This is a genomic window from Streptomyces sp. NPDC039736, assembly GCF_055596485.1.
In genome coordinates this window covers 1-24,080 of the sequence record NZ_JBVIUQ010000011.1, presented here as the reverse complement: position 1 = coordinate 24,080, position 24,080 = coordinate 1, and the positions used below count along the sequence as shown (strand labels likewise).

The 24,080-nt window shown below is 72.1% G+C and carries 22 protein-coding genes and 1 rRNA gene; 8 read left to right on the top strand and 15 right to left on the bottom strand.

All coding sequences use genetic code 11. The features are described from left to right. The first annotated feature begins 13 nt into the window (after positions 1 to 13). Genes ACZ56L_RS29070 through ACZ56L_RS29055 form a run of 4 tightly spaced genes read left to right on the top strand, consistent with a single transcriptional unit; the run spans position 14 to position 5,140 of the window. Complete coding sequence (locus tag ACZ56L_RS29070; protein ID WP_471067314.1) at positions 14 to 1,768, top strand: thiamine pyrophosphate-binding protein; 1,755 nt, start codon at positions 14 to 16, stop codon at positions 1,766 to 1,768. Then, positions 1,765 to 3,126 (top strand): class I adenylate-forming enzyme family protein, encoded by a 1,362-nt coding sequence (locus tag ACZ56L_RS29065; protein WP_471067312.1) that lies wholly within the window; start codon positions 1,765 to 1,767, stop codon positions 3,124 to 3,126. Before ACZ56L_RS29070 ends, ACZ56L_RS29065 begins: the two co-directional genes overlap by 4 nt. Continuing rightward, the gene (locus ACZ56L_RS29060) at positions 3,123 to 4,283 is read left to right on the top strand and encodes a beta-ketoacyl synthase N-terminal-like domain-containing protein (protein WP_471067310.1); all 1,161 of its coding nucleotides are present in this window, start codon (positions 3,123 to 3,125) and stop codon (positions 4,281 to 4,283) included. Before ACZ56L_RS29065 ends, ACZ56L_RS29060 begins: the two co-directional genes overlap by 4 nt. A 50-nt stretch (positions 4,284 to 4,333) precedes the next feature. After that, positions 4,334 to 5,140, top strand: coding sequence for a glycosyltransferase family 2 protein (locus tag ACZ56L_RS29055; protein WP_471067308.1), 807 nt, complete (start codon positions 4,334 to 4,336; stop codon positions 5,138 to 5,140). Positions 5,141 to 5,192: 52 nt separating this feature from the next. Here ACZ56L_RS29055 and hemB read toward each other — a convergent pair whose 3' ends face one another. Then, positions 5,193 to 6,185, bottom strand: coding sequence for a porphobilinogen synthase (hemB, locus tag ACZ56L_RS29050; RefSeq protein WP_345229111.1), 993 nt, complete (start codon positions 6,183 to 6,185; stop codon positions 5,193 to 5,195). 187 nt (positions 6,186 to 6,372) lie between these two features. Here hemB and ACZ56L_RS29045 point away from each other — a divergent pair, with 187 nt between their 5' ends. Next, positions 6,373 to 7,239 carry an ANTAR domain-containing protein gene (locus ACZ56L_RS29045; RefSeq protein WP_468686308.1) on the top strand — a complete coding sequence of 289 codons (867 nt, stop codon included), beginning with the start codon at positions 6,373 to 6,375 and terminating at the stop codon, positions 7,237 to 7,239. A 119-nt stretch (positions 7,240 to 7,358) separates the two neighbouring features. Here the strand turns inward: ACZ56L_RS29045 and ACZ56L_RS29040 are convergent, their stop codons facing one another. The 5 genes from ACZ56L_RS29040 to ACZ56L_RS29020 form a co-directional block, all read right to left on the bottom strand. Next, the gene (locus ACZ56L_RS29040) at positions 7,359 to 9,041 is read right to left on the bottom strand and encodes a bifunctional uroporphyrinogen-III C-methyltransferase/uroporphyrinogen-III synthase (protein ID WP_345229113.1); all 1,683 of its coding nucleotides are present in this window, start codon (positions 9,039 to 9,041) and stop codon (positions 7,359 to 7,361) included. Continuing rightward, positions 9,038 to 10,012, bottom strand: a complete 975-nt coding sequence (gene hemC, locus ACZ56L_RS29035; RefSeq protein WP_345229114.1) for a hydroxymethylbilane synthase — start codon at positions 10,010 to 10,012, stop codon at positions 9,038 to 9,040. The genes ACZ56L_RS29040 and hemC overlap by 4 nt, the downstream gene beginning before the upstream one ends. Continuing rightward, positions 10,009 to 11,604, bottom strand: a complete 1,596-nt coding sequence (locus tag ACZ56L_RS29030) for a glutamyl-tRNA reductase (RefSeq protein WP_471067304.1) — start codon at positions 11,602 to 11,604, stop codon at positions 10,009 to 10,011. Before ACZ56L_RS29030 ends, hemC begins: the two co-directional genes overlap by 4 nt. Then, positions 11,601 to 12,371, bottom strand: coding sequence for a redox-sensing transcriptional repressor Rex (locus ACZ56L_RS29025; protein ID WP_345229116.1), 771 nt, complete (start codon positions 12,369 to 12,371; stop codon positions 11,601 to 11,603). Before ACZ56L_RS29025 ends, ACZ56L_RS29030 begins: the two co-directional genes overlap by 4 nt. A gap of 379 nt (positions 12,372 to 12,750) precedes the next feature. Further along, positions 12,751 to 13,032 carry a glutaredoxin family protein gene (locus ACZ56L_RS29020; protein ID WP_345229117.1) on the bottom strand — a complete coding sequence of 94 codons (282 nt, stop codon included), beginning with the start codon at positions 13,030 to 13,032 and terminating at the stop codon, positions 12,751 to 12,753. 126 nt (positions 13,033 to 13,158) lie between these two features. Here ACZ56L_RS29020 and ACZ56L_RS29015 point away from each other — a divergent pair, with 126 nt between their 5' ends. The 3 genes from ACZ56L_RS29015 (at position 13,159) to ACZ56L_RS29005 (ending at position 16,776) form a co-directional block, all read left to right on the top strand. Further along, positions 13,159 to 14,121: an HAD family hydrolase gene (locus ACZ56L_RS29015; RefSeq protein WP_468686307.1), complete on the top strand. Its 963-nt coding sequence runs from the start codon at positions 13,159 to 13,161 to the stop codon at positions 14,119 to 14,121. Positions 14,122 to 14,543: 422 nt separating this feature from the next. Further along, a complete protein-coding gene (locus tag ACZ56L_RS29010) occupies positions 14,544 to 15,332 on the top strand; it encodes an ECF subfamily RNA polymerase sigma factor, BldN family (RefSeq protein ID WP_189821292.1) in 789 nt (262 codons plus the stop codon). Positions 15,333 to 15,549: 217 nt separating this feature from the next. Beyond that, positions 15,550 to 16,776, top strand: a complete 1,227-nt coding sequence (locus ACZ56L_RS29005) for a DUF5667 domain-containing protein (RefSeq protein WP_401756979.1) — start codon at positions 15,550 to 15,552, stop codon at positions 16,774 to 16,776. 36 nt (positions 16,777 to 16,812) lie between these two features. On the opposite strand, the gene ACZ56L_RS29000 is transcribed toward ACZ56L_RS29005, so the two are convergent. From ACZ56L_RS29000 to rrf, 9 genes are all read right to left on the bottom strand, one after another. Further along, complete coding sequence (locus tag ACZ56L_RS29000; protein ID WP_471067300.1) at positions 16,813 to 17,853, bottom strand: lysophospholipid acyltransferase family protein; 1,041 nt, start codon at positions 17,851 to 17,853, stop codon at positions 16,813 to 16,815. A gap of 1 nt (position 17,854) precedes the next feature. Then, positions 17,855 to 18,979: an NAD-dependent epimerase/dehydratase family protein gene (locus tag ACZ56L_RS28995; RefSeq protein WP_471067298.1), complete on the bottom strand. Its 1,125-nt coding sequence runs from the start codon at positions 18,977 to 18,979 to the stop codon at positions 17,855 to 17,857. 238 nt (positions 18,980 to 19,217) lie between these two features. Beyond that, positions 19,218 to 19,316 (bottom strand): 30S ribosomal protein bS22, encoded by a 99-nt coding sequence (locus ACZ56L_RS28990; RefSeq protein ID WP_003948845.1) that lies wholly within the window; start codon positions 19,314 to 19,316, stop codon positions 19,218 to 19,220. Positions 19,317 to 19,431: 115 nt separating this feature from the next. Continuing rightward, on the bottom strand, positions 19,432 to 19,644 hold the full coding sequence (locus ACZ56L_RS28985; protein WP_185027739.1) for a helix-turn-helix domain-containing protein: 213 nt from the start codon (positions 19,642 to 19,644) through the stop codon (positions 19,432 to 19,434). A gap of 129 nt (positions 19,645 to 19,773) precedes the next feature. After that, a complete protein-coding gene (locus ACZ56L_RS28980) occupies positions 19,774 to 20,589 on the bottom strand; it encodes a phosphatase (RefSeq protein WP_471067544.1) in 816 nt (271 codons plus the stop codon). A 265-nt stretch (positions 20,590 to 20,854) separates the two neighbouring features. Beyond that, the gene (locus ACZ56L_RS28975; RefSeq protein WP_380837306.1) at positions 20,855 to 22,030 is read right to left on the bottom strand and encodes an acetoin utilization protein AcuC; all 1,176 of its coding nucleotides are present in this window, start codon (positions 22,028 to 22,030) and stop codon (positions 20,855 to 20,857) included. After that, a complete protein-coding gene (locus ACZ56L_RS28970; protein ID WP_471067295.1) occupies positions 21,999 to 23,201 on the bottom strand; it encodes an MFS transporter in 1,203 nt (400 codons plus the stop codon). The genes ACZ56L_RS28975 and ACZ56L_RS28970 overlap by 32 nt, the downstream gene beginning before the upstream one ends. Positions 23,202 to 23,269: 68 nt before the next feature. Continuing rightward, complete coding sequence (locus ACZ56L_RS28965; RefSeq protein WP_471067293.1) at positions 23,270 to 23,914, bottom strand: HAD family hydrolase; 645 nt, start codon at positions 23,912 to 23,914, stop codon at positions 23,270 to 23,272. A 73-nt stretch (positions 23,915 to 23,987) separates the two neighbouring features. After that, positions 23,988 to 24,080: ribosomal RNA gene (rrf, locus tag ACZ56L_RS28960) — 5S ribosomal RNA — on the bottom strand; the annotation flags it as partial.

Sequence of the window (24,080 nt, the reverse complement as noted above, 5' to 3'; positions counted from 1 at the left end):
ACGGACAGGAACTGTGACTCAGACCCACCCCTGGCACGTGGCCGCGACGGCCCTCGCGGACGCGGGATGCGACGTCGTCTTCGGACTCCCTTCGGACGAACCGGGGCTCATGGACGCGGCCGAAGCACAGCAGCGTCTACGTGTCGTCGGCGTGCGGGACCAGCGCGTCGGCGCCTGCGCCGCCATCGGCCACGCGGCCGGCACGGGCAGGCCTGCGGTGCTCGCGGTGGAGTCGGGACCGAGCTTCGCCAACACCCTGACGGGCTTGCTGGAGGCCTCCTCCCTGGGCGCGCCGGTCGTCGTGGTCACCACGCGCGTTCCCGTCGACGAGATCGGCAAGGGGGCCTTCCAGTACACCGACCAGGCGGGCATGGCCGCGTCCCTGACCAAGTGGCGGTTCCTGGTGGAACGGCCCCGGCAGTTGGTGTGGGCGCTGCGTCGCGCCGTGCACCTGGCGGTCAACGGCGCCCCCGGCGTCGTCCTCGTCGAGATCTCCCACGAGGTGCTGAACGGCGTGGTGGAACCCCCGGTCGCGCAGCACCCCGTACGCCGAATACGCGGTGGGGCCGACCCCGAAGACGTACGCCGGGCACGGAACCTGCTCGCTGCGGCACGGTTTCCCGTCCTGGTCGCCGGGGGTGGTTGCGCAACGCCCGACGCGCATGCGGGTCTGCGGCGGCTGGCCGAAGCGCTCGGCGCCCCCGTGTTCACCACCGCGGCCGGACGCGGCGCCTTCGACGAGCGCCACCCGCTCGCCTGCGGGCTGGTGGGGTTGTACACGACGCCCCCGGCCGACTCCCTGCTCGCCGAGGCCGACGTGGTCGTCGCGGTCGGTTCGCGGCTGGAGGAGACGGCGCGGATGGGCTGGGACAGCTTCGGCTCCAAGCAGCTGATCCACATCGACGCCTCGTCCCAGGCGTTCCTCGCCGCCCTGGAACCGGCCGCGGCGCTGCTCGGCGACGCCGGTGTCGTCCTGGAGCAACTCCTGGAGGGGCTCACGCCGTCCCACGAAGCAGCGCGGGAGCGTGCGGGACGCGTTCACGCCGTACGGGCGGAGATGTTCCGCAGGTACGGAAGCACCGGTCCCGACGAGGCCGCCGATGCCGCGCTGACGGTCCGCTCGGCGCTGGGCCTGCTCCAGGAGACGTTCGAGACGCCGACGACGGTGGTGCAGGAGAACGGGCTGCACGACATGTGGGGTTACCACTTCCCCGTACTGACCGTCGGCGAGGACACCCGGGTGATCGTCCCGGGGGAGCAGACCATGGTGGGCTTCGGGCTGCCGGCCGCCGTCGGCGCGGCCGTGGCCGACCCGACGCGCCGCACGGTCCTCGTCTGCGGGGACGGTGCCCTGGAGATGAGCACGGCGGCCCTGTCGACCGCCGCGGAACAGCGGTGCGGCATCACCGTGCTGGTGCTGGACAACCGGGGGTACGGGTGGCCCCGTCTGTTGCGGACGAGCGCCGGCGCGGACGACCGGGCGACCCGGTTCCGGGCGCCCTCGCTCGGCCCCGCTGCCGTCCTGGCATCGGGCGGCTGGACAGCGGTGGTCAGGACGCGGGCCGAACTGCGGGCCGCCCTCACCGAGGCCGCGAAGGTCACGGCGGACGGCAGGACCGCGGTCATCACCGTGCCGGTGGACGACGCGGACGTCCCGGTCGGCGTGCGCGGCCTGCTGGGAACGGAGGCGGAAGCCCCCACCGGCCCGGACAGGACCCCCACCCCCACCGCGCGGCCCTCCGACGTGTCCGAAGTGCGGCCCTCATGACGTACCACCCCCTGTCACGGGCACGTCTGACCATCGACGGGGAGCGGGTGGTCCCGCGCGAGCTGGCTGCCCTCGTCAACCGCACCGCCGCACAACTGCGCGACGCGGGCGTGGGCCGGGGACGGCTCTTCGCCCTCACCGGCGAACACCCCCTGACCACGGTGGTCTCGGCGTTGGCCGCCGAACGCCTGGGCGCTCCGCTCCTGTTCGCCGGCGCCCGCGCACCCCGCCGCGTCGCGGTGACGGCAACCGTGCACACCTCACGTACGGGCGGGCCCCTGGTCACCGCCTCAGCCGGTCGGCCGGTCGGGCTGCCCGACACGGCCGGGGCCGTGTTCTGGACCTCCGGCAGTTCGGGCGATCCCAAGGCCGTTGTCCTGTCGCAGTCCGCGCTGCGCTTCCAGGGGGCGGCCACCGCCGCCCGCCTGGCCGTCTCCGACGAGGACCGGCTCCTCCTGCCGCTGCCCCTCTCACACGCCTACGGCTTCAGCGTGCTGCGGGTGTGGCGGCACACGGGGGCGCACCTGTACGTCGAGTCCGCCTTCCGGCCCGCGCGCGTACTGGACCTGACGGCCCGCGAGGGCATCACCTCGCTGGACGGCGTACCCGCCATGTACCGCGTCCTGCTGACCGCCGCCTCGCGGGACGCTTCGGTAGCACGGGCCCTGCGCGGCCTGCGCGTGCGGGGGTGTGGCGGTGACGTGCTCGGCACGGCCCTCCACGACGAGTTCCGCTCCGTGGTCGGCGCCCCGCTCCATGACGGCTACGGCCTGTCGGAGGCGGGCCCGAACGTGGCGCTGAACGCTCCCGGCCTGCTGCGGTCATCGACGGTGGGCACGCTGCTGGACGGTGTCAGAGCCCGGCTCGACCCTGGAACCAAGGAGATCCAGGTCCTGAGCCCGAGCCAGATGCTCGGTTACCTGGACACCGGGGGCGACGGGCTGTCCCGGGCCGCCTTCACCGAGGACGGGTGGCTGCGCACGGGTGACAGCGGCGCCCTCGACGGCGACTGGCTGAGCGTGACCGGCCGTCTCAAGGAGGTCCTCGTGGTCAACGGCGAGACCGTCGCCCCCGCCGTGGTCGAGGAGGCCGTACGCACGGCGTCCGGTGTGCTGGACGCGGCAGTGGTCGGTGTGCGCGTCGGCGACCGGGGGGACACGATCTGTGCGTTCGCCGAGAGCACCCGGCCCGAAGCGGCGGCCACCCGCCGTCACGTCGCGGAGACGTGCCGGAAGCTGCTGCCACCCCACATGCGCCCCCGTACCGTACGGATCATGGCCGAGCTGCCGCGGACCGGAGCGGGCAAACCCGACCGGGTGCGCCTGCGTGCCCTCGCCGCGGAAGGCATGGCCTCATGACCGCGGTGGCACTGACGGGCCTCGGTCTGGTGACGGCCCTGGGCAGCGGGCCCGACGCCTTCTGGCGGGGACTGCTCGACGGTCGGCGCGCACTGGGGCGGCTCACACGTCTCGCCGGCGCGTACCGGAGTGACGTCGTCGCCGAAGTCCCCTTCGCCGCCTGCCCCGTTCCGGCCGGCGCGCGCAAGGCGCGCCTCGTCTCTGACGCGGCCCGCCAGGCACTCACCGACGCCGGTCTCAACCGCCTCCCGGCGGGGTCCCTGGTGGTGGTGGTCTCCCAGGCGCCGTACGACACCGACCCGTACGAGACCGATCAGCACGAAGCCGACCGGACCGGGACCGACTTCACCGGTCCCTCACCGACGGCGCTGCTCGACGCGATCGGCACCCCGCACACCGCCGTGACCGTGACGCACCTGTCCCACGCCTGCGCCTCCGCCGCGTTCGGCGCGGCCTTCGCCCGCGACTGGCTGCTCGCGGGCCTGGGCCCGTGCGCACTCGTGGTGGGGGCCAGCGCCCTCAACCGCTTCGAGTACGCCAGCATGGACGTCGTCAGGGCACTGAGCCCGACGGGCGCCAGGCCGTTGGACGGCGCGCGGAACGGGGTCACCGTCGGCGAGGGCGGTGGCGCGTTCGTCCTGGAGAGCGCCGGACACGCGGCGGCCCGGGGAAGGGCCCCGAAAGCGCTACTGAGCGGGGCCGCATGCTTGGTGGACGGGCAGGGGGCCGCGGCCTCGGAGGTCCGGGCCATCCGCACGTGCATGCGCACCGCCCTGCGGGAGGCGGGAGAACCCCCCGTCGACCACGTCCAGGCGCACGCCACGGGGACGCCGCAGGGCGACGGCGCCGAAGTGGCCGCGCTCGGCGACGTCGCGCGCGAACTCGGCTGGAACGGCGTGCCCGTCGGGTCCCACAAGGGTTCCGTGGGCCACCTGCTGCATGCCTCCGCCTTCGCGGGCGTCGCTGCGGCCGTCGGCTTCCTGCGCGAACGGACCGCACCGGGCACCCCCGGCCTCCGTACCCCGCTCGAACTGCCCGACCGCCTCCTGGTACCGGTCGGGCCGATCGCCGTGCCACGGGCCCGCCACGTGCTCGTCAACAGTTTCGGGTTCTCCGGGAACAACGCTTCCCTCGTCCTTTCCGCGCCCCGCCCCTGAAACGACCCCATGCCATGAGCCCAGCGAACCGCCACCCCAGGAGAGAACTCGTGCCTGCCCGCCGGACCACACCCCCGACCGTCACCGTCGTCACCCCCACCAAGGGGCGGCCGCAGCTACTGATGCGTGCGCTCGCCTCGGTCGCCCGACAGGAGGGCGTCTCGGTCCACCACGTGGTCATCGGCGACGACTGCCCCCACCTGGCCGACCCGGGAACGCTCCGTACCCTCCGAACGCACTTCCCGCACGCGGAGTTCGTCAACGTGACGCCCGCCGACCTCCCGGGCCCGCCGACGGACTACCTGCCCGCCCGGCTGTCCCGCCTGCGCAATCTCGGTATCGCCCGCGCGCACGGCGAGTTCGTCGCACACCTCGACGACGACAACGCCTACCGCCCAGCCCACCTGCGCACACTGGTGGACACGCTCGACGCCCACCCGGAGGCCGAAGTCGCCTACAGTTGGCGGCACTTGCACCAAGCCGACGGATCCGACTTCATCCCGTCGGGCGAAGACCCCTGGCACCCCGTCCCGGGCAGGCGAGCCGCTTCATACGACGCCCTGGTCAAGCAGGGCGTGTTCGTACCGGGGTCAGCGGTGGTGCGCGACGCCATGCGCGTGATGGACGGCAAGTCACTGAGCCGCGTGGACACGAACGAACTCCTGGTCCGCCGCGGGACCCACCGCCGCATTCCCTTTCCCACCGAATTCTCCGTGTGGCAGCGCCTCCTGGAGACCACCGAGGACATGGCCTTCTGCCAGTCCCTCCAGCGACACGGCACGGTGTCGGTGTGCAGCAAACGGGCCACGGTGGACTACTACATGGGCGGCTACTCCAACGCCGCCACCCTCACCTGAGCCCCGGGCACCGCACCCGCACCCGCGCGTCACCCGCGCCGACCGCACCCCCTCAGCGCAGCATCCCCGCCGCCTCCGTCGCCCAGTACGTCAGGATCATCTGCCCGCCGGCCCGCTTGATCCCCGTCAGGGTCTCCAGGATCGCCCGGTCCCGCTCGATCCACCCCTTCTCGGCGGCGGCCTCGACCATCGCGTACTCGCCGCTGATCTGGTACGCCGCCACCGGCACGTCCACGCTCTCGGCGACCTTCGCGAGGATGTCCAGGTACGGACCGGCGGGCTTCACCATCACCATGTCCGCCCCCTCCTCCAGGTCGAGCGCCAGCTCCCGCAGCGACTCCCGGGAGTTGGCCGGGTCCTGCTGGTACGTCTTGCGGTCACCCGTGAGCGAGGACCCGACGGCCTCCCGGAACGGCCCGTAGAACGCGCTCGAGTACTTCGCGGTGTACGCGAGGATCGACACGTCCTCCCGCCCGATCCCGTCCAACGCGTCGCGCACGACCCCGACCTGACCGTCCATCATGCCGCTCGGGCCGACCACGTGGGCGCCCGCGTCGGCCTGCACCTGCGCCATCTCGGCGTAGCGCTCCAGCGTCGCGTCGTTGTCGACCCGCCCCCGCGCGTCCAGCACGCCGCAGTGCCCGTGGTCGGTGAACTCGTCCAGGCACAGGTCGGACATCACCACGAGGTCGTCCCCGACCTCCTCGCGCACCGCGCGCAGCGCGACCTGGAGGATGCCGTCCGGGTCGGTGCCCGCCGTGCCCGCCGCGTCCTTCTTCGCGTCCTCGGGGACGCCGAACAGCATGATCCCGGAGACGCCCGCCGCCACGGCCTCCGCCGCCGCCTTCCGCAGGGTGTCCAGCGTGTGCTGGTACACCCCGGGCATCGCGCCGATGGCCACCGGCTCGGTGATCCCCTCGCGCACGAACGCGGGCAGGATCAGGTCCGCCGGGTCCAGCCGGGTCTGGGCGACCATGCGCCGCATCGCCGGAGTGGTGCGCAACCGCCGGGGCCGAGCCCCCGGAAAAGAGCCATACACAGTCATGCGTCCACGCTACGCCCGCCGCCCGGCGTCCTTTACCGACCGCCTGTCGGCCCCCGCGGCCCACCGCGCCCGGAAGCACCGGGGCGCCGCCCACCCCTCTCCCGCCCCGTCCCGCCGGTGTGGTCAGCTAGGGGGTCGCCCAGGCCCCCAGCCCCCGGACATGGCCGCCCCCGAAAGGACCCGCCCCGTGACGGACCCCCGCACCCCCGGCGCCTCCCGGGACCCCGAACTCGAACGCCTCCGCGGCGAGCTCCGCCACCTCCGGGCCCGCGCCCAGACCCACCCCCTCGTCTCCCAGGCCCAGGGCATCCTCCAGGAGCGCTACTCCCTGCCCGACGGCGAGTCCGCCTTCGCCCTCCTCCAGCGCGCCTCCCAGCAGCACAACGTCCGCCTGCGCCAGCTCGTCGAGGCCGTCGTCCGCACCCCCCGCCCCGATCCCCGCAGCCCCCTCTGGTTCCCGCGGCGCGCCCGGCTGCCCGCGCCGCCGCTGACCTTCCCCGCCGCCCGGGAGAACAACCGCCGCGAGGAGCCCCACCAGGCCGCCGTCCTGCGCTCCGTACTGAGCCAGGCCCTCGCCGTGCTCGACACCTCGATGGGCAACGTCCAGCTCCCCGACCGCGTCCGCGGCGGCCTGCGCCTGGAGCAGCACACCGGCCTCAGCGACGACTTCGTCGACTTCTTCGCGCACGTCGGCGACGACGGCACCGCCTGCTCCCTCGCCGCCCGCAACGTCGCCCAGGTCACCGTCCACGACGTCGAGGCCGACCCGGTCTTCGACGAGGCCTCCCGCCGGGCGGTCCTCGCCGCCGGCGCCCGCGCCGTGCACAGCCTGCCCCTCACCACCTCCGCGGGCGGCTGCGTCGGCATGGTCTCCGCACACCTCGGCCACACGATCAAGGGCGTCTCCGCCGGGCAGAGCGAGACCCTCGCCGCCCTCGGCGCCCAGGCCGGCCAGTGGCTCGCCTGGTACAACCGGACCGTTCTGCTGGACGCCCTGGAGTGCCTGCACTCCCTCGGCGCCCGCCACCGCGGCACGGCCGTCCACCGCCGCTGAGCCCCTTCCCGTACGCAGGAGATGCAGACGCCCGGGAGCAGACGCACACGAGCAGGCGTACGGAAAAGGGGCGGCCCGCGGGGATCTCCCCGCGCACCGCCCCTGCCCCAAGCACCCGACTACGTCGTGCGCCGCCTGCGCGAACCCGGCCGCCGCTCGCTCGGCCGCGCCACGTGCTCGCCGGCCTCCAGGGCCGCAGCCCGCCGGGCCGCCCCGAACTCGGCCAGCGCCTCCGCCAGCCGCAGCACCGACGGCTCCGGCGACAGCACGTCGACCCGCAGCCCGTGCTCCTCGGCGGTCTTGGCCGTGGCCGGGCCGATGCACGCGATGACGGTCACGTTGTGCGGCTTCCCCGCGATGCCGACCAGGTTGCGCACGGTGCTCGACGACGTGAAGAGGACCGCGTCGAAGCCACCGCCCTTGATCGCCTCCCGGGTGTCCGCCGGCGGCGGCGAGGCCCGCACGGTCCGGTAGGCCGTGACGTCGTCGACCTCCCACCCGAGCTCGATGAGCCCGGCGACCAGCGTCTCCGTCGCGATGTCGGCACGCGGCAGGAAGACCCGGTCGATCGGGTCGAAGACCGGGTCGTACGGCGGCCAGTCCTCCAGCAGGCCGGCGGCCGACTGCTCACCACTGGGCACGAGGTCGGGCTTGACCCCGAACTCCACCAGCGAGGCCGCCGTCTGCTCGCCGACGGCCGCGACCTTGATCCCCGCGAAGGCCCGGGCGTCGAGCCCGTACTCCTCGAACTTCTCCCGCACCGCCTTCACGGCGTTCACGGACGTGAAGGCGATCCACTCATACCGTCCGGTGACCAGGCCCTTCACCGCCCGCTCCATCTGCTGCGGGGTGCGGGGCGGCTCGACGGCGATCGTCGGGACCTCGTGCGGCACGGCGCCGTACGACCTGAGCTGGTCGGAGAGCGACGCCGCCTGCTCCTTCGTCCGCGGCACGAGCACCCGCCACCCGAAGAGCGGCTTCGACTCGAACCACGAGAGCTGCTCGCGCCGGTCGGCGGCACCGCGCTCGCCGACCACGGCTATGACGGGCTGGTGGCCCTCCGGGGAGGGCAGCACCTTGGCCTGCTTGAGCACCTGGGCGACGGTGCCGAGGGTGGCGTTCCAGGTCCGCTGACGCGTCGTGGTGCCCGCGACGGTGACCGTCATCGGGGTGTCGGGCTTGCGCCCGGCCGAGACCAGCTCACCCGCGGCGGCCGCGACCGAGTCGAGCGTCGTCGACACGACGGCGGTCGCGTCACTGGCGCCCACCTCGCTCCAGCACCGCTCGTCCGCCGTCCGCGCGTCCACGAAGCGCACGTCGACGCCCCCGGCGTCGCGCAGCGGCACCCCCGCGTAGGCGGGCACGCCGACCGCGGTGGCGACGCCGGGCACGACCTCGAAGGCGACGCCCTCGGCCGCGCACGCGAGCATCTCCTCGCCCGCGTTGCCGTCGAGCCCGGGGTCGCCGCAGACCGCACGGACCACCCGCTTGCCGCTGCGCGCAGCCTCCATGACAAGATTGACCACGACCTTGGACGACATGGGCGTCCGGATCGCAGGCGTGCCCGGAGTTACTGACGAGTCGTCAACCACGGCCAGTTGCGGCGTACTTACCCCTGCCTTGGCATGAGCGCGTACGACGTCGAGGACGGCCGGCTCGGCGATGAGCACGTCCGCGCTCGCGAGCGCCTCGACGGCGCGCAGCGTCAGCAGGCCCGGATCTCCGGGACCGGCGCCGAGGAAGGTGACGTGCCCGGGTGCAGAGAACACCGAGGACGCCGAGGATGCAGGTGTGGGGCTCAAAGTGCTCGCTCCCCCATAAGACCGGCCGCACCCTTGGCGAGCATCTCCGACGCGAGTTCGCGCCCGAGAGCCTCCGCGGCGTGGTGCGACGTGGGTACGGGACCGGTAGTGGACAGCTGCACCAGCTCGGCGCCGTCGGTCGAGCCGACGACGCCCCGCAGGCGCATTTCATTGACAATCTGCCCGTCAACCAAGAAGTCGGCCAGGGCTCCGACAGGAGCACTGCAACCGGCCTCCAGGGCGGCGAGCAGGGCACGCTCGGCCGTCACGGCGAACCGCGTGTGCGGGTCGTCGAGCTCGGCGAGCACGGCGGCGAGGCCGGCATTGGCTGCCGTGCACTCGACGGCCAGCGCCCCCTGGCCGGGGGCGGGCAGGACGATCGCGGTGTCCAGGAACTCGGACACCTCCTCGACCCTGCCGATGCGGCGCAGCCCGGCCGCGGCGAGAACCACCGCGTCCAGCTCGCCGTTCCGTACGTATCCGACCCGGGTGTCGATGTTCCCCCGGATCGGCACGGTCTCGATCCGCATCCCGTGGCTGCGGGCATACGCGTTCAGCTGAGCCATCCGGCGCGGCGAACCGGTGCCGATCCGCGCCCCGTCGGGGAGCTGCGCGAAGGTCAGCCCGTCCCGCGCCACGAGGACGTCACGGGGGTCCTCCCGCACCGGCACGGCGGCCAGCGCCAGCTCCGCGGGCTGCGCGGTCGGCAGGTCCTTGAGCGAGTGCACGGCGAAGTCGACCTCGCCCCGCAGCAGCGCGTCGCGCAGCGCGGTGACGAAGACGCCGGTGCCGCCGATCTGGGCGAGCTGCTCCTTCGACACGTCGCCGTAGGTGGTGATCTCCACCAGCTCCACGTCGCGGCCGGTGAGTTCCCGCACCCACGCGGCGACGTGGCCGGACTGGGCCATGGCGAGCCTGCTGCGCCGGGTCCCCAGCTTCAAGGCCGTACCGGCCTTCACGGCATCAGTCATGCCCGACCTCTCTTCGCGCTCTCGGCACCCATGGTGTCGTTCGTTTCGCCCAGCAGGGCGCTCTCGGGACTCTGCATCCCCGGCAGTTCCGGCAGACCCGGCAGGCCCTGCGGACCCTTCGGCCCGTCGGCCCGGCTGACGGCCGCGACCGTCTGCGGGTCGAGGTCGAACAGCTCGCGCAGCGCGTCCGCGTACCCGGCGCCGCCGGGCTCGCTGGCCAGCTGCTTGACCCGTACGGTCGGCGCGTGCAGCAGCTTGTCGACCACCCGCCGGACGGTCTGGGTGATCTCGGCCCGCTGCTTGGCGTCCAGCCCCGGCAGCCGGCCCTCCAGCCGCGCCACCTCGTTGGTCACCACGTCCGCGGCCATGCTGCGCAGCGCCACCACGGTCGGGGTGATCTGCGCGGCACGCTGGGCGGCGCCGAAGGCGGCCACCTCGTCGGCGACGATCTGGCGCACCCGGTCCACGTCGGCGGCCATGGGGGCGTCCGCCGAGGCGTCGGCGAGCGACTCGATGTCCACCAGGCGCACCCCGTCGAGGCGGTGCGCGGCGCCGTCGATGTCGCGCGGCATCGCCAGGTCGAGCAGCGCGAGCCGCACGGCCCGCCCGCTGTCGCCCAGCGGCCTGATCCGGGGCTGCGCCTGCGCGGCCGCCTCCCCGTTGTCGGCCCACGCGGCGTGCAGTTCGAGGGAGTTGGGGTCGGCCTCGTGCCGCATCTGCGGTACGTGACCGGGCTCGGCCCCGCCGGACGCGTCCGCGGCGTCCAGACCGAGGGCCGCGGCGACGTCCTCGACGGTGAGGACCAGACCCGTCGCCCCGGTGCAGGAGATCGCCACGTCGACTCGTGTCAGCTCCTGGGCCACCTCGTCCATCGGCACGGCCCTGGCGGACCCGCCCGACTGGTTGAGGATCTCGGCCAGCCGCTCCGCGCGCGCCGCGGTGCGGTTGGCGACGACGACCTCGGCGACCCCGACCCGTACCAGGGTGGCGGCGGCCAGCGAGGACATCGACCCGGCGCCGATCACCAGCGCCCGCTTCCCGGCGGCCCAGGCGTCGACCTGCGCGCCGGCGGCGAGCTGCTCCAGCCCGAAGGTGACCAGCGACTGTCCGGCCCGGTCGATCCCGGTCTCGGAGTGCGCGCGCTTGCCGACCCGCAGCGCCTGCTGGAACAGGTCGTTGATGAGCCGGCCCGCGGTGTGCAGTTCCTGGCCGAGCGCCAGCGCGTCCTTGATCTGCCCGAGGATCTGCCCCTCGCCGACGACCATCGAGTCGAGCCCGCACGCCACCGAGAACAGGTGGTGCACCGCCCTGTCCTCGTAGTGCACGTACAGATGAGGGGTCAGCTCCTCCAGCCCCACCCCGCTGTGCTGTGCCAGCAGCGTGGACAGTTCGGCGACACCCGCGTGGAACTTCTCCACGTCCGCGTACAGCTCGATGCGGTTGCACGTGGCGAGCACCGTCGCCTCGGCGGCGGGCTCCGACGCCAGCGCGTCCTGGAGCAGCTTCGCCTTCGCCTCCACCGACAGCGAGGCGCGCTCCAGCACACTGACGGGCGCGCTGCGGTGGCTCAGCCCGACGACCAGAAGACTCATGCCGGCATCACGGCGGGCACGTCGCCGTCGGGTCCCTTCCGGGGAGTGCCCTCGGCGGCCCGGGGCGGCAGCACGGACGCGGCAGCGGCGGCCGCGGCCTCCGCGTCACCGGCCTTGCGCTGCTCGTGGAACGCGAGGATCTGCAGCTCGATCGACAGGTCGACCTTGCGCACGTCGACGCCGTCCGGCACCTGGAGCACCGTCGGCGCGAAATTCAGGATCGAGGTGACCCCGGCCGCGATCAGCCGCTCGCTGACCTGCTGGGCGGCGCCCGCCGGGGTCGCGATGACGCCGATCGAGACGCCGTTGTCCTCGATGATCTTCTCCAGCTCGTCGGTGTGCTGGACGGGCATCCCGGCGACCGGCTTCCCGGCCATCGCGGGGTCCGCGTCGATCAGCGCGGCCACCCGGAAGCCGCGCGAGGCGAACCCTCCGTAGTTGGCCAGCGCCGCACCGAGATTGCCGATGCCGACGATGACGACGGGCCAGTCCTGGGTGAGCCCCAGCTCACGCGAGATCTGGTAGACGAGGTACTCGACGTCGTACCCCACGCCCCGCGTCCCGTAGGACCCGAGGTACGAGAAGTCCTTCCGCAGCTTCGCGGAGTTGACCCCCGCGGCCGCGGCCAGCTCCTCCGACGACACGGTCGGAACCGAGCGCTCGGAGAGCGCGGTGAGGGCGCGCAGATACAGCGGAAGTCGGGCGACGGTGGCCTCGGGAATGCCTCGGCTACGGGTCGCCGGTCGGTGAGTTCGGCCAGTTGCCACGGTGCTCCTGCGGGATGAGCGGGGCTGCAGGCGGCCGTATGTCCCAAGACCGCCCCGTCGGATGCAGGCTATGTCTTTGTGAACGCGTGCACAAAGATTGTGTCCGATTTGTCCAAGCAAAGTGACCGGGGTCACGCGTTCACGCCGCGTCACCCTGGAACCAGAACACGCACGGTGACGTCGCCATCGCTTCGGGGGCAAACCCGGACACTCTCCTCACAACCCAACCCCCAAGCCCACCCAAACCACCTCCGATGCTACGCCCCCTCCCCCTTCCCCCCAGCCCCCTCGGCGACGGGCCCGCCCGCTCCCGGCCCGCCCGGACGTCCTCCACGCCGGCACCCGCACCGGCCGCACATCCACAGGAGGCCGAGCCCCCTCACCCCCCGAGCGCCCGCCGCAGCCTCTCCCCGTCCACCTTCCAGAACGTGTGCTGCTCCCCGTCCACCAGCACCACCGGAATCTGCTCCCAGTACTCCCGGTGCAGCTCCGCGTCCACGGAGATGTCGAGCTCCTCCCACCGCACCCCCATCCCCCCGCACACCTCTTCCACCACCACCCGCGCGTCATCGCACAGATGACACCCGGGCTTACCGATCAACGTCACCACCCGCTCACCCGACGCGGGCTCCTTCTTCTTCCGCCGCAGCAAAGGACTCATCCCTCCATTCTGACCGCCCCCGCCGACACCCGCCCGGGCGCGCCGTAACGGACCGGACGCGGAGAGTTCACACCTCCGCAGCCCTCCCGCTCGGGAAGTTCCGAACAGAATCGCTATGCTCACGACATGGCCGCACTGGGATGGCTCACCCCCCGTAGGCGCTCCGCGACCGCACGGAGCGTGCTGGCGGGCGAGGCTGCAGCCGAAGCAGCACGCAAGACGTCACAGGAACTCGACCACCTGGAAGCGGCCCGCGCCGCCGACCCGGCAGCCACGGAATCCGCGCAGCCGACCGAGCCCGCGTTCCCGGTCCCCGGCGACACCCAGGCCGCCGCCTTCTTCGATCTCGACAACACGGTCATGCAGGGCGCCGCGATCTTCCACTTCGGCCGCGGCCTGTACAAGCGGAAGTTCTTCGAGCGCCAGGAGCTGGCCCGCTTCGCCTGGCAGCAGGCCTGGTTCCGGCTGGCCGGCGTCGAGGACCCCGAGCACATGCAGGACGCCCGCGAAAGCGCGCTGTCCATCGTGAAGGGCCACAAGGTCTCCGAGCTGATGACCATCGGCGAGGAGATCTACGACGAGTACATGGCCGAGCGCATCTGGCCCGGCACCCGCGCCCTCGCCCAGGCCCACCTGGACGCCGGGCAGAAGGTCTGGCTGGTGACCGCAGCCCCCGTCGAGACCGCGACGATCATCGCCCGCCGCCTCGGCCTGACCGGCGCGCTGGGCACGGTCGCCGAGTCCCACGACGGCGTCTACACCGGCCGTCTGGTCGGCGAACCCCTGCACGGCCCCGCGAAGGCGGAAGCCGTCCGCGCGCTCGCCGCCGCCGAGGGCCTGGACCTCACCCGCTGCGCCGCGTACAGCGACAGCCACAACGACATCCCGATGCTCTCGCTCGTCGGCCACCCCTACGCGATCAACCCCGACGCCAAGCTCCGCAAGTACGCCCGCGAGCGCGAGTGGCGACTGCGCGACTACCGCACCGGCCGCAAGGCCGCGAAGGTCGGCATCCCGGCCGCCGCCGGAGTCGGCGCCCTGGCCGGCGGCACCGCCGCCGCCCTCGCCCTGCACCGCCGCCGCCACTGACGGACCTCCGCCTCCGTCCCCTCCGTACCGCCTTCCCCTCCCTTCCGTACGGAGAAGGGCCGGGCCCGTCCCCCGCACAGGGGACGGGCCCGGCCCTTCTCCGTGCCACAGCCGTTCGGCGGCCAATCCCCGAGGCTTACCCCCGGATCGCCCGGCCAGTCGTCCTCCCGGCACTCGGGCACAACAGATCCCGCATTCGGCCAGATCGCGACGCGAAGCGATCAACAAGTGCTCACTATCTGCTGTCCGAACCGTCACTCAGACGTAACAGAAGCGACGGAAACGGTGATTTGAGCAACTGGGTGTAGTGCTGCCTGTACGAAGCGTTATTCTCCTCAGACGCATTCCGGAACCCATTCATCAGCATCACGAGTGAACAGTCCGGCACTGCACGTGATGGAAGCTCTGCCTCTGGGAGTCCCGTGTACCCACACGTCGGGGTTGACGCCTCGGGCCTGGCTACGCTGCGCGCAACGGTCATCGACCGACTGCGCGGCTTCGTCCCCACCGCGTACGCCGTCCCCGCCTTTGCCACCCCTCTACCCGCAGGACCCTGCTACGCCTTGGCCGACGGCGGTGCCGCCGTCGGCAGACGTAGCCGCGGCGCCGGCGGCGGGTCGGGCACCGGCACGTCCACCGTCCGTCGGCCCACCGCCGACAGCGACAGCGCGCGCATGATGGACCTCGTCGAGCGCGCACAGGGAGGCGAAGCCGATGCCTTCGGCCGCCTCTACGACCAGTACAGCGACACGGTCTACCGCTACATCTACTACCGCGTCGGCGGAAAGGCGACGGCAGAAGACCTGACCAGCGAGACGTTCCTGCGCGCCCTGCGGAGGATCTCCACCTTCACCTGGCAGGGCCGTGACTTCGGCGCCTGGCTGGTCACGATCGCCCGGAACCTGGTCGCGGACCACTTCAAGTCGAGCCGGTTCCGGCTCGAAGTGACCACGGGCGAAATGCTCGACGCCAACGAGGTCGAGCGCAGCCCCGAGGACTCCGTCCTGGAGTCCCTCTCCAACGCGGCGCTCCTCGAAGCCGTGCGCAAGCTCAACCCGCAGCAGCAGGAGTGCGTCACACTCCGCTTCCTGCAAGGGCTCTCGGTCGCCGAGACCGCCCGCGTCATGGGCAAGAACGAAGGCGCGATCAAGACCCTGCAGTACCGGGCGGTCCGCACTCTCGCCCGCCTGCTCCCCGACGACGCCAGGTGACCGTTCGATCACCGTCTGTCGAAACCTGAACCCTTCGGCAGTCGGATCATCTTTCGTCCGTAACCCAACTGCCCAACGGCTCGTTGTGCGGAATGCAGGCTCCCTGCGGTCACGCCATGCCCGCAGCCACTCATTCCATCGTGTGGATGCGCTCATGGCGTGCAACCTTCCGGACCACCCGGGGAGTCGATCGTCATGACGAGAGGAGGTGCCGCCAGTGATCGCTAACGTATCGGCGCACCGGCGGGCCAACGCCTTCGCCCAGGCCCTGGAGGACCAGGAACTCCAGGGCACGGCGGCCGAACAGCCCGAAGGTACGGCCGGAGCAGCCGAAGGGCCCGGTGACCAGGGAGCACTGCTCTCCCTTGTCGCGGGCCTTGGCGACCTGCCCGCACCGGAAATGGACCCCGAGGTCAAAGTGGTGCAACGAGCCCAGCTCGTCGCCGCCATGGAAGCCATGCTGCTGGAAGGCACCGCGGAAGGCCCCACGGGTCCTCAGGTGCCCGAGCAGCGCACCGGCCGGGGGGCCCACCGGGCCACCCTCCGGAAGCTGCGCCCCCGCTCCCGCTGGTCGAAGGGCCTCGCGGCGGGCGGCCTCACCGTCGGAGTGGCGGCCGGAGCCTTCGGCGGCGTCGCCGCCGCCAGCTCCAACGCCCTCCCCGGTGATTCGCTGTACGGGCTCAAGCGCGGCATGGAAGATCTGAAGCTGACCATGGCGGACGACGTGTCCGACCGCGGCCGGATCTACCTCGACCAGGCGTCCACCAGACTCCAGGAGGCCAGACGCCTCATGGAGCGGGGCAGAGCGGCTCAGCTCGACCACGAGCAACTGGGCGAAGTAAGACGCACGTTGAACGGGATGAAGCACGACGTCGACGAGGGCCACCGGCTCCTCTACGAGGCGTACGAACGCGACGGGAACATCGGCCCCATCCAGGCCCTCGACGCGTTCGCCAAGTCCCACCGCGAAAGCTGGAGCAGCCTGCGCGGCCTGCTGCCGGCCCAGCTGGGCGACGTCGGCTCGCAGGTGAGTTCCGTCTTCGACGCCATAGACCAGAAGGTCAACCCGCTCAGGCCACTGCTGCCCACGCTGCCGCAGACCGACCAGAAGCCGTCCGCCCCCGGCACCCACAAGGACCGCCCCGGCACCCCGCACCGCACCGACAGCACCCGTCCCGCCACCCCGGGCACCACCCCGGGCCGCCCCCACCAGGGCAAGCCCGGCAGCCCTCCGCCCGCCTCGTCGGACGGCAAGCCGTCCGAGAGCCTGATCGGCGGCGCCGGCGACCTGCTGGACCCCCCGTCCAACAAGCCCGCCCCGCCCGCCCCCGGCAAGCCGGGCAAACCCGCCAAGCCCGCCGTCCCCGACGTCACCATCCCGCCCATCCTCCCGGACGTGCTCCCGGGCCTGGGCATCGACGGCGAGGACCTCAACAAGCGGTAACCACACGGACATTGCCGGTGCAGCGGCGGTCGGCGCCTAGAAGAACACCGACCGCCGCTGCACGAGCAGCTTGTAGAGGGTGTGCTGGATCTGCTCGCGCACCTGGTCCGTCAGGTTGAACATCAGCATCGGGTCCTCGGCCGCGTCCGCCGGGTAGTCCTTCGTCTCGATCGGCTCGCCGAACTGGATCGTCCACTTCGTCGGCAGCGGCACCGCCCCCAGCGGCCCCAGCCACGGGAAGGTCGGCGTGATCGGGAAGTACGGCAGCCCCAGCACCCGCGCCAGCGTCCTGGAGTTCCCGACCATCGGGTAGATCTCCTCCGCGCCCACGATCGAGCACGGCACGATCGGCGCGCCCGCCCGCATCGCGGTCGACACGAAACCGCCCCGCCCGAAGCGCTGCAACTTGTACCGCTCGCTGAACGGCTTCCCTATCCCCTTGAACCCCTCGGGCATCACGCCCACCAGCTCGCCCCGCTCCAGCAGCGCCTGCGCGTCCTCCGCGCACGCCAGGGTGTGCCCGGCCTTGCGGGCCAGCTCGTTCACCACGGGCAGCACGAAGACCAGGTCGGCGGCGAGCAGCCGCAGATGCCGGCCCGCCGGGTGCTCGTCGTGCACGGCGGCCTGGAGCATCAGCCCGTCCAGCGGCAGCGTCCCGGAGTGGTTCGCGACGATCAGCGCCCCGCCCTCGGCGGGCACGTTCTCGATGCCCTTCACCTCGACCCGGAAGTACTTCTCGTACAGCGGCCGGAGCATCGACATCAGGACCTGATCGGTCAGCTCCTCGTCGTACCCGAACTCGTCGACCTCGTAGTCCCCGGTCAGCCGCCGCCGCAGGAAGGCGAGCCCGCCCGCGATCCGCCGCTCCCAGCCGTCGCCCTGCTCCTGCGGCTGCTCGGCGGGCTTCTGCGGGCCGTCCTCGGCCGATGCCGTCCGCTGCTGCGGTACGGGCGCGAGCGCACCCGCCGAGCCGCTCTTGCGGGCGCCGCCACGCTTGTGGGCCCCCGCCCGTGCGCTCCCCGCGCCGCGCCGCGACCGGGGCTCGTCACCGAAGGGGATGACCTTGGCGTCGGCCATGTCAGATGCGCTCCTTGGATTCCGTGGCGGGCGGGGCTTCGAAGGACGAGGGCCGGGCGGGCGAGGCCTCGCCTGCCGGTCGTACGACGCGGACGAGCCCGGAGACCCGTCCTGCCGCCCTGTCCACCGTACGGGCGAGCACCTCGGGCGGCAGCAGGCCCCGGCCCCGGCTGCGGGCGAAGTCCTCGAAGGTCCCGGCCGTCGTGTACGCGGGCTCGAAGCCGAGGGTCTCGCGCATCTGCCCGGTGCGCACCACCCGGCCGTGCGTCAGCAGCCGTATCTGCTCGGGCGAGAAGTCGCTCATCCCGACCGTCCGCAGCGCCGAGCCCACCCAGCGCACGGCAGGCAGCAGGAACGGCACGGTCGGCCGCCCCAGCCTGCGCGCGCACTGCGAGAGCAGCAGCACACCGTCGCCGGCGATGTTGAAGGTCCCGCTGTTGAGCGTCCCGCGCCGGGGCTCGTGCGCGGCGATCCGCAGGACCTCCACCACGTCGTCCTCGTGGACGAACTGAAGCCTCGGGTCGTACCCGAAGACGGTCGGCAGCGCGGGCAGCGAGAAGTACTCGGAGAGCGGCGAATCGGCGCAGGGCCCCAGGATGTTCGCGAACCGCAGCACGCACACCGCGACGTCCGGCCGCCGCCGCGCGAACCCCCGCACATACCCCTCGACCTCGACGGCGTCCTTCGCGAAGCCCCCGCTGGGCAGCGCCTTGGGCGGCGTGGACTCCCCGAAGGCGGCCGGATCGCGCGGCGCGGACCCGTACACGCTGGTCGTGGACTTCACCACCAGGCGCTGCACGGTCGGCGACTTCTGGCACGCGCCGAGGAGCTGCATCGTCCCGATGACGTTCGTCTCCTTCACGGTCGCCCTGCCCCCGCCCCCGCCCAGCGGGGTGCCGGTGACGTCCAGGTGGACCACCGTGTCGACGCCGTACTCGGCGAGGACCCGGGCGATCGCGGGCTGCCGGATGTCCGCCCGTACGAAGTCGGCTTCGCCCAGTTGGTGCTCGGGCACGACGGCGTCGACCCCGATCACCCGGTCCACCTCCGGATCCCGCTGCACGCGCCGCACGAAGCGGCCCCCCAGTTGCCGGGCCACTCCTGTGACGAGCACGACCTTTCCCAAGATCAGCGCCTTCCCCTCGGTCTCCCCGTCGGTCTCCCGGCCGGCCGGGCCGGGTCTCCTGGGTCTCCCCGGGCCACGTTAGCGCCTGGATGTCGCCCTGTGATGTCCTCGCGGCACTCTCGGCCACCCGGGGCCCGCCCGGGGCCGGGGGGCGTGCCGGGGCCGGAACGCGGAACGGCCCCCCTGCCGTTGCCGGCAGGGGGGCCGTTCCGAACTGCGTACTGCGTCAAGCCGTCGCTTACTTCTTGTTGCGACGCTGAACGCGCGTGCGCTTCAGCAGCTTGCGGTGCTTCTTCTTAGCCATCCGCTTACGCCGCTTCTTGATAACAGAGCCCACGACTACCCTCGCTTCTCTCTACTGGTGCGGGGCGTCTGGGCCCACACGACCTACAAGGGCCTAGCCTACCGCCCACCGGGTGAGGGACGTAATCCGAGGGCGGCCCAGGCCATGACTAGGCCGTCTCGACCCCCACGAACGACTCCCGGAGGTACTCGTGAACCGCTTGCTCCGGGACCCGGAAGGACCTGCCCACCCGGATCGCCGGCAGATGACCGCTGTGCACCAAGCGGTACACGGTCATCTTCGACACTCGCATCACCGAGGCGACTTCCGCCACGGTCAGAAACTTGACCTCGTTGAGAGGCCTCTCGCCTGAAGCAGTCATGACCCACCTGTACCTTCCGCACAAGACGCGCACCGGCTTCCCCTTCCGGTGACTCTTCGTCGCTGTGCGCTCACTCCCCAGACTAGGGGCGGGTGATGCGAGTGGGGAAGAGGAGATGCGTTCGGCCCGCTACCGTGACAGACACGCTCGATTGAGTACATAGCGAGTAAGCGGTCGGTAGTAATCAGACCGCACACCGTCATCAAGCGGAACGGCCACGGCAACCCGCCCCTCCGCCTCCCCGACGAACATCGCGGGGTCGTCCACGTCCGCCGGACCGATCGCCTCAAGCCCGAGCTGACCTGCGCCGACGACCCAACCGTGATCCCCGACGACCAGCCCGGGCAAGGGCCCGCCACCCTCCGCCGCGGCCCCCAGAACCACCCGAATCGGCAGGGGAGAATGGGAGTGCACGCCGGGGTCACTCGCGCCGCCCTGTGCGCCGGGTTCGCGCATCAGCGCGACTCCTCGTACGTAGTCAAGGTTGTACGTACGTACGCCGAACCGGGTCGTTATGTCGACACGCTTCCCCCGCGCCGGGGTGAGCACTTCACATCCCGCCGCCGACATGGCCCCCGCCAACTCGGCGTAGAAATCGAGCAACCGGTGCGGATGGCCGGTCCCGAACAACACCGGAACCCGCCGCGCGGCCGCCTCCCCGACCCTCTCGGCGAAGGCGTCCAGGGCCGCCAGGGTCCGTTCCGGATCAATCGCGTCGGGCCCCACCCGGTACCCCGGATCCCTCGACACACCACACTTCCGCGCCATCAGGTCGACCAACTCCCCCTCCCCCCACCGCCTTTGGGGCTCCAACCCGAGCAACACCCGCGGATCACCGGCCCCGAACAGCCGATAACTCCGCAGACTCACCTCCCTCGACGTCGCCACGGCCCCCGCCAACCGCGCCGCCAACAAGTGCGCCTTCACTGCCCCACGACTCAACACCCCACCATGCTCCTCGCCCGCCACCCCCCTGTCCCCCGAACCCCGTCCCTCCCCACCGATCAGCCCAATCCCCTGGCTCCCTGGCCCCCTTGGGGCGACGGGGCCGCCCCAAGGGTGCGAGGGGGTGCCCCCTGCTCAAGCGAAGCCGAGAGCTCGGGGGAGGGCGGGCAAGGGGCGGCCCCTCCCGCCCCCGGCCCACCCCGGCGCCGCCCCGGGCCCGAGCGCCCGCACCGGCCGCACGCCCCCGCCCCCGGCCCCGTACCCCCTACGCCAAAAGCCCCCGCAACGGAAACACCGCCCTCCTCGCCGCCACCACCGCCTGATCCACCCGGTCCCCCGGGTCATAACCCTCATCCCACCCCCGCCAAGCCACCGTCCTCCCATCCGTCATCCGCCCCGGCCCCGACTCCCCCCGCAACGAACGGACCCACTCCCGCCACACCTCCGGCACCTCCGCCTCCGGATCCACCGGCCGATGCCCCGCGATCCCCACCAGATGCGTCCACGCCCTCGGCACCACATCCATCACCGCATAACCCCCGCCCCCCAACGCCAGCCACCGCCCGCCCTCGACGTACTCATGGGCCAGCTCATGACACGCCGCCTGCACCGCCCGCTGCGCGTCCAGCGACACCGCCAGATCCGCCAACGGGTCGTCGACGTGCGTGTCCGCCCCGTGCTGCGAAACCAGCACCTGCGGCCGAAAATCGGCCAGCAGCTCCGGCACCACCGAGTGAAAGGCCCGCAGCCACCCCGCGTCCCCGGTCCCGGCCGGCAGCGCCACGTTCACCGCGCTGCCCTCCGCCGCGCCCTCCCCGCCGGTCTCCTCGGGCCACCCCGTCCCCGGAAACAGATGCCGCGGATGCTCGTGCAGCGAGATCGTCAGAACCCGCGGATCGTCCCAGAACGCCGCCTGCACCCCGTCCCCGTGATGCACGTCCACGTCCACGTACGCGACCCGCTCGGCCCCCATCTCCAGCAACCGCGCGATCGCCAGCGCCGCGTCGTTGTACACGCAGAACCCCGACGCCGAACCGGGCATGGCGTGGTGCAGCCCGCCCGCGAAGTTCACCGCGTGCGCCGCGTCCCCCCGCCACAGCGCCTCCGCGGCCCCCACGGACTGCCCGGCGATCAGCGCCGACGCCTCGTGCATCCCCGCGAACGCCGGGTCGTCGACGGTCCCCAGCCCGTACGACCCGTCCGCCTCCCCCGGCGCACCGGACGCCGCCCGCACCGCGGCGACGTAGTCCTCCCGGTGCACGAGGTGCAACGTCGAGTCCCCCGCCGCCGGCGCGGCCACCACCTCCACCGCCGCGTCCAGCCCGAGGGCCCGCACCAACCCCATGGTCAGCTCAAGCCTGACCGGATCCATCGGGTGGTGCGGGCCGAAGTCGTACGCCGTGACGGCGTCATCCCACATCAACAGTGCGCGGCCGCTCATGCCCGCCACCGTATCGGTCGCCCTCCGCCGCGAAGGAGCGGGCGTGCACCAGCGTCACCAACACCAGAACCATCGGTACGAGCATCGCCCCCCGGTAGTTCCACGCGTCCCCGATCGCCCCCACCAACGGCGACCCCACCAGGAACCCCACGTAGTTGAAGACGTTCAGCCGGGCCACGGCCCGGTCACTCGCCCCCGGGAACATCCGCCCCGCCGCCGCGAAGGTCTGCGGCACGATCACGCACAACCCGAGCCCCAGCAGCGTGAATCCGGCCATCCCGGCCCACGCCCCCGGAGCCGCCGCCACCACCCCGAACCCCACGGCAGCCACCACCGCCCCACCCCGCACCACGGCCGCCGCCCCGAACCGCCGCACCCCGAAGTCCCCGACGGCCCTCCCCAGCAACGTCGTCACCATGTAGAGGTTGTACGGAACGGTCGCCAGCGCCTCCGACGAACCCAGCACGTCCTGGAGGTACTTGGCACTCCAGTTGGAGACCGTCGAATCCCCGATGTACGCGAAAGCCATCACCATGCACAACGGCAACAACAGCTTGAACGAGAACGACGCCCCCTTCGCCGCCGCGGCCGCCTCCCCCTCCCCGCCGTCCACCGCGTCGACGTACCACCGGCTCCCCACCAGCACCACCGGCACCAGCACACCCGCAACCGGCAGGTAGAGGGCGAGCAGCGACAGCTCCCCGTGCGCCCCCGCCCACGCCAGCGAGGCCCCCACGATTCCCCCGAGGCTGTACGCCGCGTGGAACCCGGTCATGATGCTCCGCCCGTACGCCCGCTGAAGGCTGACGCCGAGCATGTTCATGGACGCGTCCAGCATGCCGACCGCCAGCCCGAACACCCCGAGCGCGACGGCGACATGCCACATCTCGCGCCCGGCCCCGACCCCCAGGAGGGCCAGCAGCACCATGGGCTGGGACCACCGCAGCACGGCCGCCGGCCCCGCCCGCTTCGCCACCGCCTCGGCGACGAAGCTGCCCGCGCCCGCCAGGATCGGCACCGCCGCCAGAAAGACCGGAAGCACCGCGTCCGACATCCCGTACTGCCTCTGCAACGCGGGGATGCGGGTCACGAGGATCGCAAAGGCGAGCCCCTGCGCGAAGAAGCTCAACGCCAAGGAAGCCCTGCCGTGCCGCAGGCGCGCATCTGTCATGAACGGTGAGAGTACGACTCGGGTCTACCCGTGGGTAGATGGATCACGCGCCCAATCTCGGCCCGACCCTAGCCGAGCAGCCCGAGCAACTCCTTCATGTCCGAGAAGAACCCCTTGGCCCCCGCCAGCCGCTCGGCGGGAGTCATCGCGGTGAACCCGTACACGTCCATCCCCGCGGCTTGCGCGGCCTGGACCCCGAGCGGGCTGTCCTCGACGACGACGCACCGCCCGGCCGCCACCCCCATCCGCTCCGCCGCGTACCGGAACAGGTCCGGCGCCGGCTTCCCCTTCCCGACGTCCTCGGAACTGAAGATCCACTCCTCCTCGAACCACTCGTCGAGCCCGGTCCTGCGGTGCCCGACCCGGATCCGCTCGTGACTCCCGGACGACGCCACGCAGTACGGCACGCCTTCGGCGACCAGGTCGGCGAGCACGTCCTCCACCCCGGGGACGGGCCGCAGCTCCTGCTCGAACGCGGCGAAGACGCGCTCGTGCAGCCGGTCCCCGAAGTCCACCGGCAGTTCCTGACCGGTCCGCTCCAGTACGAGGTCGTGCACCCGGTGCACGGCGGCCCCCATGTAGTCCCTGAGCGAGTCCTCGTACGTCGTGGGGTGCCCGAGCTCCGTCAGGTATCCGGAAAGAATCCTGTTCGAGAGCGGCTCGCTGTCCACGAGGACGCCGTCATTGTCGAAGATGACCAGTTCATAGCGCATGATCTGACCATAAACGCAAAAAAGCCGCTGCCCCCGAGTCAACAGACTCGGGGGCAGCGGCTTTTTAAAATTTGTTCGGCGGCGTCCTACTCTCCCACAGGGTCCCCCCTGCAGTACCATCGGCGCTGAAAGGCTTAGCTTCCGGGTTCGGAATGTAACCGGGCGT

Excerpts from the sequence above, each read along its gene's own strand:
- ACZ56L_RS29065 (WP_471067312.1), top strand. The coding sequence starts at position 1,765 with ATGACGTACCACCCCCTGTCACGGGCACGTCTGACCATCGACGGGGAG.
- ACZ56L_RS29060 (WP_471067310.1), top strand. The coding sequence starts at position 3,123 with ATGACCGCGGTGGCACTGACGGGCCTCGGTCTGGTGACGGCCCTGGGC.
- hemB (WP_345229111.1), bottom strand. The coding sequence starts at position 6,185 with ATGACTGTGTATGGCTCTTTTCCGGGGGCTCGGCCCCGGCGGTTGCGC.
- hemC (WP_345229114.1), bottom strand. The coding sequence starts at position 10,012 with ATGACTGATGCCGTGAAGGCCGGTACGGCCTTGAAGCTGGGGACCCGG.
- ACZ56L_RS29030 (WP_471067304.1), bottom strand. The coding sequence starts at position 11,604 with ATGAGTCTTCTGGTCGTCGGGCTGAGCCACCGCAGCGCGCCCGTCAGT.
- ACZ56L_RS29020 (WP_345229117.1), bottom strand. The coding sequence starts at position 13,032 with ATGAGTCCTTTGCTGCGGCGGAAGAAGAAGGAGCCCGCGTCGGGTGAG.
- ACZ56L_RS29015 (WP_468686307.1), top strand. The coding sequence starts at position 13,159 with ATGGCCGCACTGGGATGGCTCACCCCCCGTAGGCGCTCCGCGACCGCA.
- ACZ56L_RS29000 (WP_471067300.1), bottom strand. The coding sequence starts at position 17,853 with ATGGCCGACGCCAAGGTCATCCCCTTCGGTGACGAGCCCCGGTCGCGG.
- ACZ56L_RS28985 (WP_185027739.1), bottom strand. The coding sequence starts at position 19,644 with ATGACTGCTTCAGGCGAGAGGCCTCTCAACGAGGTCAAGTTTCTGACC.
- ACZ56L_RS28975 (WP_380837306.1), bottom strand. The coding sequence starts at position 22,030 with ATGAGCGGCCGCGCACTGTTGATGTGGGATGACGCCGTCACGGCGTAC.
- ACZ56L_RS28970 (WP_471067295.1), bottom strand. The coding sequence starts at position 23,201 with ATGACAGATGCGCGCCTGCGGCACGGCAGGGCTTCCTTGGCGTTGAGC.
- ACZ56L_RS28965 (WP_471067293.1), bottom strand. The coding sequence starts at position 23,914 with ATGCGCTATGAACTGGTCATCTTCGACAATGACGGCGTCCTCGTGGAC.